We start from the raw sequence: 14,501 nt of genomic DNA, 5'->3' as shown, positions 1-14,501 counted from the left end.
GTCGTCTCCTTGAAGCCGCGGAACGCGGTTAGGCCGGTTCGGTGATCGGATGTGCGGCGCCGGTGAAGTTCGGTGCGCGTCGGGTGAGCATCGCGGTCATTCCTTCGAGGAAGTCCGCGGAGGTGAGCAGCTCGATCTGTCCGTCCTTCTCCCGCGCGAGCGCGGCGTCGAGTTCGGTCAGCGTCGCCGCGTTGATGGCAGCCTTCGTCAGTTGCAGCGCCCGTCGAGGACCCACCGCGAGTTGGGCGGCGACGGCGTCGACCTGGTCGTCGAGTTCGGCGGCCGGCACGCATCGAGTGATCAAGCCCGCCGCTGCGGCGTCGGCGGCGGGCAATCGGGCTCCGAGCAGCGCCATTTCCGCGGCCTTGGCCCGACCCATCGCGGCGGCGACGACCGCCGTCGCTCCGCCGTCGGGCATCAGGCCGATGGAGGTGAACGGCAGCAGCAGGTAGGAACTGTCGGCCGCGTAGACGAGATCGGCGGCCAGCGCGATCGAGGCACCGACACCGGCGGCAGGCCCGTTGACCTGGGCGATCACCGGAAGCGGCGAGGCGATGATCGCGCGGATCACCGCGTTGGCGGTGTCCATCACGACCTGCGGGGAGGCCTCGTTGCCGCCGGCGGCGGCCGCCGCGGCCAGGTCGGCGCCGGTGCAGAACGCTTTGCCCGCGCCGGTCAGCACGATCACCCGAACGGACGGCCGAGCCGCTGCGGCGCTGATGAGATCGCCCAGTTCGGTCATCGCTTCGAGATCGATCGCGTTCAGCCGTGCTTGGCGGTCGATCGTCAGGCGCAGGACGCCGCTTTCCTCTTGTGCCAGGATGCTCTCGCTCATCGGGTCACCGTTTCGACGATCGAGTTGGCCAGGCGTCCCGCGATGAGCGCCTCGGCCTCGCGCACGATCCGCGCCACCAGGTCCGCGCAGGTGGGAATGTCGTGGATCAAGCCCTGGCACTGGCCCACACTCCAGATACCCGCGTCGAGGTCGCCTTCCTCGTAGACCTTGCGGCCACGAGCACCCGCCACGAGTTCGCGCACATCGTCGAACGTGCCGCCACCGCGCTCGATCTCGACGACCTGACGGCTGACGGCGTTGTCGGCGACCCGGGCAGTGTTGTTCAAGGTTCGGAAGATCAGCTTGGTGTCGAGCTCGGTGTTGGCGACGATCTGTTCCTTGACCGCGTGCGCGATCGGCGACTCGACGGTGCACAGGAACCTGGTGCCCATGTTGACGCCGTCCGCGCCCAGCGCCATGGCGGCGACCAACCCGCGAGCATCGGCGATGCCACCGGAGGCGAGCATCGGGATCTCGATCTCGCGAGCGGCGGCGGGAATCAGGACCAAGCCCGGAGTGTCGTTCTCGCCCGGGTGACCGGCGCATTCGAAGCCGTCGATACTCACCGCGTCGACACCGACCTGCTGGGCCTTGAGCGCGTGCTTGACGCTGGTGCACTTGTGCAGCACCTTGATGCCCGCGTCCTTGAGGAAGGGCAGGTGGGTCGCCGGGTTGCCGCCGGCGATCTCGACGATCGGGACCCCGCCGTCGATGATCGCCTGGCGGTACTCCGCGTAGGGCGGCGGAGTGATCGAAGGCAGGATCGTCAGATTCACCCCGAACGGCTTGTCGGTGAGATCCCTGGTCCGCGCGATTTCCTCGCGCAGTGCCTGCGGGGTCGGCTGGGTCAGTCCGGTGATGATGCCGAGACCGCCCGCCTCCGAGACCGCGGCTGCGAGTTCGGCACGGCCGACCCACATCATCCCGCCCTGCACGATGGGGTGCTCGACACCGAATGCCTCGGTGAATCGGGTGCGCAGCATTGAGCCTCTCTCCGCTCGGGAGTTCTGCGCCGGTGGCTGCCAAGCCTGTGAACTCTTTGCATCCGGCGAGAATCATGATTAACTTATTGAGAATGCGTGTTAACTTAACCGAGCTGGAGAGCTCCTGTCAACGAACTCGGGTAATTGCGTGAACCGCTGGACCCACCCTGGTCGATCCGCTGACCGGGCGTAGGCGGACGGGTCCGCTCCGATTCCTTTCGAAAGAAGTCGCCGATGACTGAATCCCTTGTCGCAGAGGCTGTTGATCAGCAGTTTCTCGAGACCCACGATCCTGTGACCGGTGCGGTTCTCGGTCGCTGGCCGATCGACGACGAGGCCGCCGTGGCCGACGCCGTCGCACGTGCTCGCACGGCCGCACCCCACTGGGCGGGGCTGGGCGCCAAGGACCGAAAGGCCGCGCTGCGGCGATGGGCGAAATATCTGATCGCCAACATCGACGAATTCTGCGCGTTGATCCATGGTGAGAACGGCAAGCCGCTCGACGACGCCTTCCTCGAGGTGATCACCGCCGTCGAACACCTCGAATGGGCCGCGGGCAACGCGGGCAAGCTGCTGGCACCCCAGCGCGTGTTCCCCGGACTGATGATGGCCAACCACGAGGCAGTGATCGAGCACCGTCCGCTCGGTGTGGTCGGCGTGATCGGGCCATGGAACTACCCGGTGTACACCCCCAACGGTTCGATCGCCTACGCCCTGGCCGCGGGCAACACGGTGATCTTCAAGCCGAGCGAATTCACCGCCGGAGTGGGTCGCTGGTACGTCGAGGCTTTTGCCGCCGCCAATCCTGAACTGCCCGAGGGTATTTTGAGCGTGCTCACCGGTTACGGCGCGACCGGCGCCGCGCTGGTGACCTCCGGGGTGGACAAGATCGCCTTCACCGGCTCGACCGCCACCGGCGCGCGGATCATGGCGGCCGCGGCGCCGACCCTGACCCCGGTCCTGCTCGAATGCGGCGGCAAGGACGCGGCCATCGTGGCCGAGGACGCCGACGTCGCCGCCGCGGCCGATGGCATCGTGTGGAACGCGATGGCCAACGCGGGCCAGACCTGCGTCGGTACCGAGCGGTGCTATGTGGTGGCCTCGGTGCTCGACGAGTTCCTGGCCGAGGTACGCAAGATCGTGAGCACGCTGGAGCCTGGATCCGACGAGGCGGCCGCCTACGGTCCGATGACCATGCCCGCCCAGATCGACGTGGTCGCCGCGCATATCGATGACGCGCTCGAGCGCGGCGCGACGGCTGTGTTCGGTGGCCGCGATTCGGTGCGCGCGCCGTTCGTCTCGCCGGTGGTGTTGCTCGACGCGCCGGAGGATTCGCTCGCGGTCCGTGAGGAGACCTTCGGGCCGACCTTGACGGTGCGCGCGGTGGCCGATGTCGCGGAAGCGATCACCCTGACCAATGCCTCGCGGTACGGGCTGGCCTCCTCGGTCTACTCGCGCAAGCGCGGCATGGAGATCGCGCGACAACTGCGCGCCGGCGCGACGTCGGTGAACACACCTGCCGCCTACGCCGCCATTCCCGCGCTGCCCTTCGGCGGCGTCGGCGAATCCGGCATCGGACGCATCCACGGTGCGCAGGGGCTGCGCGAGTTCACTCGCACGCATTCGATCGCCCGTCAGCGGTTCGCCATCAATTCCGTGGCACTGCAGTCGTTCGCACGGACTGCGTCGACGATGCGACTCATCCGTCGCGTCACCGCGATGCGTTACCGCACCGGCAGCTGATCCTCAATCCAACGAAAAACAAGGGAGACAATGACTATGGGCGTCGAATTCAGCCCGGAACAGCAGGATTTCGCGGCAGCGGTCGCAGCGTTCGCCAAGCGCGAGGCGGGCACCCGGGAGAAGCGTGACGCGCTCACCGACCACGACGCCGAGCAGCACAACGCGGGAATCTACGCCAAGATGGCCGAACTCGGCTGGCTCGGCCTGACGGTGCCCGAGGAGTACGGCGGCTCCGACGCCACGATGGTCGACATGTGCATCCTGCTCGAGGAGAGCATGCGCGGCATGCTGCCGATCGGGGCGATCGGACCGACCCTGATCACCGGTGGTGCCTACGCCAAGTTCGGTACCGAGGCCCACAAGGACGCGGTGCTGCGTGGCATCGTTCGTGGTGCGTCGCAGTCGATTTCGATGTCGGAGCCCGAGGCCGGGTCCGACGTCGGCAACATCACCACCCGGGCGGAGAAGACCAACGATGGTTGGTTGATCAACGGGCAGAAGACCTGGTGCTCCAACGCCCACATCTCCGAGAACATCTTGCTCGTGGCCCGCACCGATCGCAGCGGCGGAAAGCACGAGGGCCTCACCATGTTCCACGTGCCCGCAGGCACGCCGGGACTGAAGATCAACCCGATCGAACTCATGGGCAACCAGAAGGAAACCAACGACCTCTACTTCACCGACTGTCTGCTGCCCGAGGACGCGGTGGTCGGCGAGGTCGGCAACGGCTGGCGTCAGCTGATGACCGGGTTGAACTTCGAGCGGCTCATCCTGGCCGCGATGAGCCTCGGCGCTGCCGAGCGCGCCTTCGAGGACACGCTGCAGTTCATCAGTGAGCGCAAGCAGTTCGGCAGGCCGATCGGATCCTTCCAGGCGTTGCGCCACCGGGTGGCCGACCTCGCGACCGAGATCGAGTGCACCAAGCTGCTGGTCTACAGCGTGGCCGCCGCGGTCGACGCGAACCCGACCAAGACTTTCGCGCGGGAGGCATCGATGGCCAAGCTCAAGGCCACCGAAACGTCCAAGCAGGTCGCACTGGCCGGGATGCAGATGATGGGCGGCTACGGCTACGCCCGTGAGTTCGACATGGAAAAGCATGTCCGCGGTGCCCTGGTCTCCACGATCTTCGGCGGCACGAGCGAGATCCAGCGCGACATCATCGGCAAAACGTTCGGTCTCTGACACGCCAGGGAAAAGGGGGCATCCGACCGGTCACGGTCGGATGCCCCCTTCTCCGTCGATGGCGCGAGTCGCTGCCTACCGCGGTAGGGGCTGACCCAGCAGAATGGTTTCCAGCAAGCGGATCACCGTCTCCTGTGGGCTGACTCCGTGGTCGCCGAAGGTACGCCCGAGGTCGACCACCAGGCTGAACGCCGCGTGCACCAGAATTCGGGCCTCGCCGATGGACAGTTCCGGCCTCGCCTCCACCACCAATTTCGCCCATTCGGTGATGATCAACTGCTGTAGGTGGCGCAGGGTCACCTGATCAGGTTGGTCGACATGGCTGAACTCGGCGTAGTAGACGAAGGTCAGCGCGCGCTCGGCGAACGAACCGGAGACATAGAGTTCGATCAGGGTGCCGAGTGCCTCGGCAGGAGTGTCCGCGGCGGTGACCGCAGGCGCGATCGCGCCCGATACCCGGTCGGCGGCGCGCCGGAACGCGGCTACCAACAGGTCGCTCTTGCTGCGGTAATAGCGATACACCGCCGACGCGGCCGACAGATCCGCGGCGGTGGCGATATCTTCCATACTGACATTCGGATAGCCGCGCTCGTGGAACAGCTCGACGGCCTTGCCCAACAGCAGATCATGCTTGAACGGCTGCGTTTGCTCGCCCGTGAGGTCGGCGCGCTCGGTCTTGTCGAGTCCGCTGAGATCAGCGTCGATCAACGTCCAACTGGTCGTATGAAGCAGCCGGGAGAGAGCTTTCGCCGGGACGGTGGCGTGATGGTCACCGATGCTGCTGACCACAGCGAAGATCGAGACTGCGCGAACCGCCCGGTCGCGACCGTCCAACTCGGGTCTCACCTCGCCGATCAGCTTGCGCAGCGTGGCGATTGCCGCGGTGAATTGCTCCGTGAACTCCTGAAGGTCGGCAGGCTCGAGGTAGCGGCGCTCCCAGCGGGCCAGCGCCACGGTCGGCCGATTGGCGATGGTCAAGCCGATGACGGCGTCGAGCACATGATCGATGCGTTGGCGTGGGGTCCAGTCAGCGGCCTCGGCGGGCAGCTCGACCGCGCCGACCGCTATCCCGGACAACCGCAGAAGTTCCTCCCGGAACAGCGCGTATTTGCTCGGAAAATGCCGATACAGCGCGGTGGAACTGATATCGAGGCGCCGAGCGATGTCGTCCATGCTGACACCGTGGTACCCGTTCGCGCCGAAGGCGGCGGCCGATTCCGCCGCGATCTGGGCACGACGATTCTTCGGCCTGCGCCTGACCTGGCGAGTCGGCGCATCCGCGGGGGATTCGTCTGCCTGCTTGTTCGTCGTCTTGCCCTTTGTTCCACGCGGGGAAAGTGAGTTCCCGATGATCTTGCCTGTCATGCTATCGCCTGGGGGCGCGAGGTCGATCCGCCGGACCGAGTCATTGGGCGGGCGGCGCGGTCAACGGGGAGTTCACCTTCTCGACGAGCCAGCGGCCGTCGTCTTTGTGCAGATTGAACACCATCGACAGCTGACTGGGCTTGGCTTTGTGTTCGGTGCCCAAGCTGGAGATGGTCGTCCCGATCACCACGATCGCCTCGGCGTTGTGCTCGTCGCCGGAGCGCAGCGCGCACTGGGTGTCGGTGACCTTCGAGATGACCTCACCCTGGGTGAGGGCGTCGCGTAGCTCGGTGCTGGTGGATTCGAACTGCTTCTTCCAGTCCCCGGTCGCGCCATCGAGGACAGCCTTGAAGTAGGTGTCGAGGCTCTTGCTGTCGTATTCGGCCAACGCCGGGGCGTAGTGGCAGGCTGCCTCGCGGGCCTGCTGTTGGGCCGCGAGCAGATCGGTGCTGTTCTTGTTCTCCACGAACAAGAACACCGAGGTCGCCACCGAGGCGCCGAGGACGATCGCGGTGGCGCCGCGCAGGCCGAGGGTCTTGCGATCCATTGCCCACCACCGGGACTCGGTCGAGGTCCGCGCATCGACCGCAACAGCTGGTTCTTCGGATGGTGTTGTGCTGGTTGGTATTTCGTCGTCGGTCATCGTTTGTCATGCTCCTTATCTTGGTGCGGGCACCGAGGGCTGGGACAGTTCGTCACCGGTCACACCCGGAGGTGGTCCCGCGCCGTTGTCGGGCCCGGCGGGTCGTGGTGCGTTCGCCGACCCACGGATCTGCAGCGCGGGATTGTCGGTGACGCAGTAGTTGTAGAGCCGCACCCTGGTATCGGCGGTGGCATCGGTGGGCACGATCGGGACCGTGTCGTAGTCGCAGGTCGGTCGTGGCCACGGATCGACGAGCGTGAAGAAGGCGTTGTCGTGGGCGGGGACGCCGACCGCCTCGGAGAAGCGGCTCAACGTGGGAAACAGCAGTTCGATCGCGGGTTGGCGCAATTTGGCCGCCCGGGTGATCGCGACGAAGTTCGTCACCAGGTCGGTGATCGGGTCGTGAGTGCGGGAGATGAAGCCGCCGAGAGTGGCCAGCTGGCCCGGCCCCTCTTGGAGCAGGTGCCGCAATTCGGCGTCGGCGGCGGTGAACTGCTGAAACAGGGCGCTACCCGCGTTGGTGAGCGTGCTGAGGTCGGGTTGCGCGTGCGCGGTCGTCGCGGCGATGACCTCGAGATTGCGCAGCAGGTGCTCGGTCTGCGGCAGCAGCTCGGTCAGCCCCGCCATCGCCCGGCTGATCCCGGAGATCATGTTGCGCAAGCCGTCCGGTCCGCCCGCGAGCGCCTTGTCGAGTTCGTTGACGATGACATTGAGGCGATCGGGGTTCAAACCGCCGACCAGGCCCGTCATATTGGCCAGCACCGACTGCATCTGCACGGGCACGGAGGTGTCCGCCCGGGCGACGACGGAGCCGTCGCGCAGATACGGTCCGGTGTCGGTGACGGGCCGGAAATCCAGGTACTGCTCACCGGCGGCAGACAAGCGAGCCACGGCGACCGTGCCGCCGACCGGAATTCGGGTGCCCTCCTCGATCTCGGCTACGGCCGCGATTCCGTCGCCCGCGACCCGCACGTCATCGACCCGGCCGACTCGAACGCCACGGAATGTCACGTCGCTGCCCGCGGTGAGTCCACCCGAGACCGCCAGTTCGACGGTGACTGTGTAGCGGGTGCTCGTCGGGTCGATCCGCAGGACCGCGCCGCCCAGGTACAGGCTGCCCAGCAGCAGGACGACGACCAGGCCGGCATTGGCAACCGCGACGCGACGGCGAACCAGCCACTCCCACAAGGGTGAATTCATCGGGGCCCCTCCTGCGGCGGCTGTTGCGGTGTGCTGTTGAGGCGGCCGGTCACTTTGGCGATCACGTCGGCGATGCTGCCGACGAACGCGGGCACATCAGTGCCATCGGGCCAGCGGCTGCCTGCCGGATCGGTGATCGCACCGATATCGAGGTAGGACAGGATCGCCCCGACGGCCAGGGTCGGTCCCTGCATGCTGTCCATGACCGAGGGATAGACCTGGTGGAAGCCCTCGAGTGTGCCGGTGAGGTCATCGCCCATCTGCGCGAACCCCGACATCAGATTCTGGATGCTCTGGAACAGGCTGACGAACTGCGGCCCGTTCGTCGCGCTGAAGTCGCCGAGGGCGTCCATGGTCACCGCGACCCTGTTGATCAGGTCGACGATGGCCTGGTTGTTCTCGGCGAACAGTCCGATCAGTTGCGGGAAGCTGTCGGCCGCGGCGCCGAGCTCGGTTTTGCGTCGAGCCAATTCGCCGGTCAGCACCGACAACCCGGTGAGCGTCGCGTCGAGGTCACCGGTGCGTGCGTTGAGCGCGGCGATGACCGAGGTCATTTCCCCGATCAGGTGCTGCAGTTGGGGCGCCTTGCCTGCGAAGATGGAATTGAGCTCGGAGGTGATGCTGGCCGCCTGATTCAGTCCACCGCCGTTGATCAGCATCGACACCGACATCATCAACTGCTCGACCGAGGCGGCCGATGCGGTGTGCTCGGCGCCGATGGTCGCACCCTCGCGCAGCGGTGGCCCGGCGGCCTCGGCGCTGGGCAGGGTCATGGCGACGAAGATGTCACCGAGCGGGGTCGCCTGGCGCAGCTCCACGGTGGTGCCCTGCGGTAGTTGGATGTCGGTGCGGATCAGCATCTCGACATCGGCGAGGAACGAGGTCGTCGAAATCCCCGTAACGACACCGATATCGGTGCCGCCGATCTTGACGTGGGCGCGATCGGGCAGGTTGAGCGCGTCCCGGAAAGTGGCATGCAAGGTGTAGCCTGGCCCGCCGATGCCCGGTTCGGGCAGCGGCAGCTCGGCCACGGTCATCGAGCAGCCGCTGCTCGATGCGGCCACAGCGGCGGCGCAGAAGGCTGCGGCCAACGTGGTGCGCAGGGTCATTTCGTCAGTCCCAACAGCGCGGCGGTGAGCCCGAAGTCCGGGCCCATATCGGAGATCTTGCCGGTGCGGCAGCCGTCGAGACGCATCTGGACGCGCTCGCAGAACAGCGAGACCACCTCGCTGTCGAGCACGATCTTGTCGAGCAGACCGTGCAGGCGCAGCGCCTGGTGTTCTCGGCTGATCGCATTGTCGAAGTTCTGGAACATCAGCGGCCCGACGTCGATGATCTCGGTCAGATTGCGGGCGTTGGCCCGCATCTGGGCGGCGATCACGACGAACTTGGTGAGCGCGCCCGCGAGCTGATCCTGATTCTGGCCGACCACCGAGGAGGTATTGGTGATGAAGTCGTCGAGCTGGGCCAGCACCGCCTGCAGACCGGGGGACTGCTGCCCGAACAGCGCGACCAACTCGGTGATGCGACCGCTGAAATCGCGGACGGTCTGATCGTTGTCGGCGATGATCTGGGTGATCTCGCCGAGTTCGATGATGGTGTTGGCGATCTGATCCTTGTTGGCGAAAGTCAGCTCGAAGGCCGCCGACAGTTCGTCGAGCGTTTCGCGCAGTCGGTCGCCGTTGCCGTCCAACAGTGGGAAGAGCACCCGGCTCGCCATGGGCCCGCTCTGGCTGTCGCCCTTGAGCGCCTCGCCCAGCTGATCGAAGTTGGCCAGGATCCGGTCCAGTTCGACGGGTGTCCTGGTGCGAGACAGCGGAAGATGCGCACCGTCGGCGAGCTCGGGCCCTGAGCCGGTATAGGCCGGGGCGAGCTCGACATGGCGGTTGGTGATCAGCTGCGGTGACACCAGCGCCGCCATCGCTTCGGCGGGGATGCGCACGTCACGGTCGACCGACATCACCACCTCGACATAGCTGCCGCGCGGTGTCACCGAATCGACGACACCGACCGGCACCCCGAGCACCGCGACTTCGTTGCCCGCGTACAGTCCGGCCACGTTCTCGAAGTCGGCGCTGATGCGCTTCTGCTGGCCCAGCACCTGGTCCCCGAATCCGGTCACGCTGTCGGGAAGGAGACCGCAGCCCGAGACGAGTGTCGCGGCCAAGCAGACCGCCGCGAGCTTGCTCGTGCGTATCGTCCTCATCAGTTGCACCCCTGTACGGCCTGCGCGAAGCACAGCCAGTTGTCCGGAAGGATCCACGGTGCCCAGATCTCGCCGTAGGGGCCGTTGCCGAGCAGATTGTTGAACTGGCGCAACGTGATCGGGGCGTACTCGTAGATCCGGTCCAGGTTTTCCTTGTTCTTGGTCAGGCCGTCGGCCATGGTGTTGAGATTGGCGATCAGCGGTCCGAGTTCGCCGTTGTTCTCGATGCCCATGTCCTGGAGCAGCCTGGACATGTCGGCGACGTTGTCGAGCAGTTGGGTGAGCAGCGTCTGACGCTGCTGCACGGCGGCCCCGATCGCTTCGCCCCTGGTCAGCAACACCAACACACTGTTGCGGTTGTCCGAAACCAGTTGGGAGACTTGATCCATGCTCTTGAGCAGGGTGTCGACCTCGTCGCGTCTGCTGTTGATCACCTGGGCGAGCGCGCCGATGCTGTCGAGGGCCTGCACCGCCATGGCGGGGGAATCGCCCAGTTGGGCGCTGAACACATCGAGCGCGGTGCGCAGCTTCTCCGGGTCGATCCGTTCGATCCGCTCGAAGGAGGAGGTGTAGTTCGGGTCCTGGATGACCTTGCTCAGGTTGTACGGAACCTCGGTGTTGTCGAGCCGGATCCTGTCGTCCAGTAGCTCTTCTCCAGCACCGGGCCGCAGCACGATGTGCAGCCTGCCGAGGATGGTCGACATCTTGATCGCGGCGTGGGCATCGGCGCCGAGCCGGATGTCCTTGCGGATCCGCAGCGCCACCTCCACCCGGTCGTTGACCAGCTTCACCGCCTGGACCTCACCGACCTCGATGCCGGAGACATCGACCGTCGCGCCGGGCCGAAGGCCGGCGGCCTGGGCGAACTCGGCGTACACGGTCTTGTCGCCGAGCTGGACCTGGGTGAGCAGATTCGAACCGCCGAGCAACAGCAGCACCGCGAGGGCGGCGATCAGGCCGAGCCGCAGGTGCCGGTTGTGCCGCAGGAAGGCTGGAACGCGTGGTTTGATCATCGGCACACTTCCGATTGTGAGGTGCCGCCGACCTGAGAGAACAAGCCCTCGGGCAGGAGAACGCCCCACAGGGAGACGTCGAGGCGGCAGATGTAGGCATTGCCGTAGGTGCCGTATTGGGTGAACCGGGCGACACCGTTGAGGAAGTCCGGGAATTCGACCGCGGCGCGATCGAGGGCCGCGCCGTTGTAGAGCAGCATCATCACGCCGGTCGTCGCGTTGCGTTGTGCCTCAGCCATACCGGGCTTGACCTGCTCGATGAGCGAGACCAAGCCGTTCGTCGCCCCCGCCACCCGTTCGACCGAACTCTTCAACGATTCGCCCTCGGCGTAGAGCCCGTCCATCAGACTGCGCGTCTGCGTGATCAGGGTCTCCAGCTCATCGCTGCGATTCGCCAGACCGGCCATCACCGAACTGAGATTGCTCAGCACATCGCCGATGATCTGATCGCGCTCACCGAAGGTGCTGGCCAACTCGGCGGCCTGGGTGATCAGCGCCGCCAGTGACACCTCGTTGCCCTGCAGTGCCTGGATGAGGGTTTCCGACAGCGAATTGATCTGGTCGGGCTGCAACACACTGAACAGTGGCTCGAATCCGGACAGCAGCGACGAGACATCGAACGACGGCTCGGTCCGCTCGAGCGGGATCTGCGAACCCGCGGGGACAACGGTGCCCTCGCCGGTGCCCGGCGCCAGGGCCAGGTAGCGCTGACCGATCAGATTCTGGTATCGCACAAGGGCTTTGGTGGTATCGGTCAGGTGCTGGCGCGCCTCGATCTGGAAGTCGACCCTGGCGATGTAGTTGTCGGTGAAGTCGATCTTGTCGATCCGCCCGACCCGTACACCCGCCATCCGGACGTCGTCGCCGATGCGCAACCCGAGAACATCGGTGAACACCGCCGAATAGCTCGTGGTGTTGCCGGGGACACTGCGTTGCAGGGTCGACCAGATCGTGTAGGTGAGCAACGTCGCCAGTACGGCGAAGAAGCTGAACCCGACGAGTGCTCTGGTGGATTTCACTGTTGGACACCACCTTCGGTGGCGGGGACGATGGCAATGTTGCCCAGGATCGACCCGAGCAGCAGCAGCTGACTGAACGTCGGTTTACCGCCGACCAGAGCTGACACTGCGGCGATGCCGCTCAGCCGAGGCTGTGCCGCCGGGGTGGCGGCCGGCGCGGGATCGAGGGATGCGGCGGGTGCGGTGATCCCCGGGATGGCGGGCAGTCCCGGAATGGCGGGCAGACCCGGGATCGTCGGCAGGCCGGGAACCGTCGGCACGGTGATGCTCGGCAGCGCGGGCAGACCGGGAATCGGCAGTACCGGCGCCGGTCCGGCGGACTCGAGCCGCTTGGGCAGCATCTGTGCCGGATACTCTTGCGGCGGTGCGACTTCGGGCACGGTCGGCCCACCGCATCGGGGCCCTGCCATGTCGCCGTAGTGCGGGCAGTCCTTCGCCGTGTACTGCTGGAACGGTGTGAACGTCACATCCATACGCCAGGTCATCTGCTTGCGCGGGCCGAAGTTGAACACCTGCTGCAGCCTGCGGAACGACTCGTTGAGATTGGCCGCCGTCGACTGCAGCGCGCCGGGATCCTTGGCGATGCCGCCGAGCAGCTGGTCAAGGCCCGCGACCAATTCCTTGCCCGAATCGGGATTCGCGGCGAACAGCGCGTTGACCGATTCGACGGTGGAGTTGCCCTGGGTGAGCAGTTCCACCAATTGGGTGCGGTGCTCGTTGAGGGTGCGCGCGGAGGTCACCGAATCGGCCAGCACCCCGACCAGTTCCGGCGCCGACTGGCTCAGTGCCGTCGCCGCCTGACCGAAATCGCCGAGCAGGTGGCCGATTTCGGGGATCTGATGGATGGTGGTGAGCCAGGTATCCAGGCGCTCCACCGTGGAACCGGGGACGCGGCTGCTCGGGTCGAGCGCGGCGGACAGGGTGGCCAGCACCCGGCCGAGCTTCTCGGGCTGGATGGTGGTGAGCACATCGCGCAGGGTGTTGAGCGTGGTCTGCAGCTGGATCGTGGCGGCGCTGGTGTCCTCGCGGATGGTCGCGCCCTCGCGCAGCCCCTCGGCGTTCCCGCCGTTGTCGACGAGCTGGATCGAGGAGACGCCGAAGATGTTGTCGGGTACCACTCGAGCGGTGACGGTGTCCGGAATTGTCTGCGCGAGACCTGGTTTCAGCTCGAAAGTGGCGTGCTGGCGTTGTCCGGCAGCGACCATCTCCACCGAGCCGACCGTGCCGACAATCATGCCGCGGTACTTCACGACGGCGGCCTGGGGTAGCCCGTCGCCGGTGCTGGTGAGGTCGGCACCGACCACCACCGTGTCCTCGAACTCGCCGTTGTAGCGCAGTGCGAGCAGAAACAGCGCGACCGCGAACGCGGTGATCACCGCCAGACCCGCGAGCGTGAGCTGCAGGGGTTTGGGGCCGCGGCCGCTGAGATCGAGAATCATTCGATCGACCTATCCCGAGATCCGGAATCCGGGGTCGATGCCCCAGATCGCAAGGGTGAGAAACAGATTGGTGAAGACCATGACGACGATGACCATCTTGATGGCCCGGCCCGCCGCGACGCCGACGCCCTCAGGGCCGCCGGTGGCGACGAAGCCGTAGTAGCACTGGATGAACGCGGCGATCAGGACGAACACCACTACTTTGAGAATCGAATAGAACACGTCCGCACCCAGCAGGAACTGGAAGAAGTAGTGGTCGTAGGTGCCGGCGGTGGTGCCGCCGAGGAACAGGACCGACAGCTTGGTGGCCACGTAGGCCACCGCGAGGCCGAGAATGTAGAGCGGGATGATGGTGACCGTGGCCGCGATCATTCGGGTGGTCACCAGGTACGGCAGCGGCCGGATCGCGATGGATTCCAACGCGTCGATCTCCTCGGAGATCCGCATCGAGCCCAGCTGGGCGGTGAACCGGCAGCCGGACTGGATGGCGAAGGCGAGCGTGCCCAGGATGGGCGCGATCTCACGGGTGGTGGCGAAGCCGGAGATGGCACCGGTCAGCGGTCCCATGGTGAGCAGGTTCAGCGCGGTGTAGGACTCCATCCCGACGGTGATGCCGCCGAAGGCGCACAGCACGACGACCACGCCAACCGTGCCGCCGCCGACGATGAGCGAACCGTTGCCCCAGCTGACATCGGCGATCAGGCGGGCGACTTCCTTGCGGTACTGGCGCAGCGTGAACGGGATGGCGATGAATGCCTGGAAGAACACGATCGCCTGGTGGCCGAGTCGCTGATTGGCCTGGATGGGGACCTTGGCCGTCGCGCGGATCGCGCGGACCGGCCGCAGTGACGGTGGGATGTATTCGGCGGCCAT

The 14,501-nt window shown here is 66.1% G+C and carries 13 protein-coding genes; 2 read left to right on the top strand and 11 right to left on the bottom strand.

What is annotated here, in order from left to right; all coding sequences use genetic code 11:
* Positions 1-28: 28 nt before the first annotated feature.
* Positions 29-835, bottom strand: coding sequence for an enoyl-CoA hydratase-related protein (locus ACLJPD_RS26595; RefSeq protein ID WP_410875769.1), 807 nt, complete (start codon positions 833-835; stop codon positions 29-31).
* Positions 832-1,818, bottom strand: a complete 987-nt coding sequence (locus ACLJPD_RS26590) for an NAD(P)H-dependent flavin oxidoreductase (RefSeq protein ID WP_410875768.1) — start codon at positions 1,816-1,818, stop codon at positions 832-834. The genes ACLJPD_RS26595 and ACLJPD_RS26590 overlap by 4 nt, the downstream gene beginning before the upstream one ends.
* Positions 1,819-2,052: 234 nt before the next feature.
* Between ACLJPD_RS26590 and ACLJPD_RS26585 the strand changes: the two genes are divergently transcribed.
* Together ACLJPD_RS26585 and ACLJPD_RS26580 are read left to right on the top strand one after the other, a co-directional pair.
* On the top strand, positions 2,053-3,561 hold the full coding sequence (locus ACLJPD_RS26585; RefSeq protein WP_410875766.1) for an aldehyde dehydrogenase family protein: 1,509 nt from the start codon (positions 2,053-2,055) through the stop codon (positions 3,559-3,561).
* A 36-nt stretch (positions 3,562-3,597) separates the two neighbouring features.
* Complete coding sequence (locus tag ACLJPD_RS26580; protein WP_410875764.1) at positions 3,598-4,743, top strand: acyl-CoA dehydrogenase family protein; 1,146 nt, start codon at positions 3,598-3,600, stop codon at positions 4,741-4,743.
* Between the two features lie 75 nt (positions 4,744-4,818).
* On the opposite strand, the gene ACLJPD_RS26575 is transcribed toward ACLJPD_RS26580, so the two are convergent.
* The 9 genes from ACLJPD_RS26575 to ACLJPD_RS26535 all read right to left on the bottom strand — a co-directional run bounded on the left by ACLJPD_RS26575 (position 4,819) and on the right by ACLJPD_RS26535 (position 14,501).
* Positions 4,819-6,108, bottom strand: a complete 1,290-nt coding sequence (locus tag ACLJPD_RS26575; protein WP_410875762.1) for a TetR/AcrR family transcriptional regulator — start codon at positions 6,106-6,108, stop codon at positions 4,819-4,821.
* Positions 6,109-6,148: 40 nt separating this feature from the next.
* Complete coding sequence (locus ACLJPD_RS26570; RefSeq protein WP_410875760.1) at positions 6,149-6,655, bottom strand: hypothetical protein; 507 nt, start codon at positions 6,653-6,655, stop codon at positions 6,149-6,151.
* Positions 6,656-6,766: 111 nt separating this feature from the next.
* The gene (locus ACLJPD_RS26565) at positions 6,767-7,951 is read right to left on the bottom strand and encodes an MCE family protein (RefSeq protein WP_410875759.1); all 1,185 of its coding nucleotides are present in this window, start codon (positions 7,949-7,951) and stop codon (positions 6,767-6,769) included.
* Entirely contained in the window at positions 7,948-9,060 is a 1,113-nt protein-coding gene (locus tag ACLJPD_RS26560; RefSeq protein ID WP_410875758.1) for an MCE family protein, read from the bottom strand. The genes ACLJPD_RS26565 and ACLJPD_RS26560 overlap by 4 nt, the downstream gene beginning before the upstream one ends.
* Positions 9,057-10,157: an MCE family protein gene (locus ACLJPD_RS26555; RefSeq protein WP_410875757.1), complete on the bottom strand. Its 1,101-nt coding sequence runs from the start codon at positions 10,155-10,157 to the stop codon at positions 9,057-9,059. The genes ACLJPD_RS26560 and ACLJPD_RS26555 overlap by 4 nt, the downstream gene beginning before the upstream one ends.
* Entirely contained in the window at positions 10,157-11,170 is a 1,014-nt protein-coding gene (locus tag ACLJPD_RS26550; protein WP_410875755.1) for an MCE family protein, read from the bottom strand. Before ACLJPD_RS26550 ends, ACLJPD_RS26555 begins: the two co-directional genes overlap by 1 nt.
* Complete coding sequence (locus tag ACLJPD_RS26545) at positions 11,167-12,189, bottom strand: MlaD family protein (RefSeq protein WP_410875753.1); 1,023 nt, start codon at positions 12,187-12,189, stop codon at positions 11,167-11,169. Before ACLJPD_RS26545 ends, ACLJPD_RS26550 begins: the two co-directional genes overlap by 4 nt.
* Complete coding sequence (locus ACLJPD_RS26540; protein WP_410875751.1) at positions 12,186-13,628, bottom strand: MCE family protein; 1,443 nt, start codon at positions 13,626-13,628, stop codon at positions 12,186-12,188. The genes ACLJPD_RS26545 and ACLJPD_RS26540 overlap by 4 nt, the downstream gene beginning before the upstream one ends.
* Before the next feature lie 9 nt (positions 13,629-13,637).
* The gene (locus ACLJPD_RS26535; protein WP_410875750.1) at positions 13,638-14,501 is read right to left on the bottom strand and encodes an ABC transporter permease; all 864 of its coding nucleotides are present in this window, start codon (positions 14,499-14,501) and stop codon (positions 13,638-13,640) included.

The organism is Nocardia sp. A7 (genome assembly GCF_046549215.1).
In the GTDB taxonomy this organism is placed as follows: Bacteria; Actinomycetota; Actinomycetes; order Mycobacteriales; family Mycobacteriaceae; genus Nocardia.
The sequence above is the reverse complement of the archived record's forward strand: the minus strand, read 5'-3'. Positions and strand labels throughout refer to the sequence as shown.